1 protein-coding gene is annotated in these 324 nt (G+C 55.9%); it reads right to left on the bottom strand.

The genetic code is table 11. The features are described from left to right. Nucleotides 1-6 precede the first annotated feature (6 nt). Nucleotides 7-324 (bottom strand): transposase (locus F2P45_RS34900; RefSeq protein ID WP_187367266.1); only part of this gene is annotated, 318 nt, incomplete at its 5' end.

The raw sequence follows: 324 nt of genomic DNA on the forward strand, positions 1-324 counted from the left end.
ACGTGTTCAGGTCGAGTTAATGGTCCTGGCTGGAATCGTCAGATACAGACGCTCGGCCAGGGTGTGGAGCAGATGTTTGACTGGGCAGGCGCTTGGCAGATGAAGAACGATCTTGTTCTTGTACTGCCTGACCTGCACGGCGATTTTGAACAGTTTGGAAATGACCGTTGATGGCTGCGCCTGCGACAGCGCGGTATACCGTAGCCCTTCGGTACGCAGTTGCTGATGCAAAATGTAGGCCGCCGCGTGCAGCAACAAGCGCATGCAATTGGCGAGAAAGCTGGTGCAGGAAGTACGGTCGGCGGCGAGGTCATCCTTGAGATG

This window comes from Massilia mucilaginosa (assembly GCF_011682145.1).
Taxonomy (GTDB): Bacteria; Pseudomonadota; Gammaproteobacteria; order Burkholderiales; family Burkholderiaceae_D; genus Telluria_A; species Telluria_A mucilaginosa.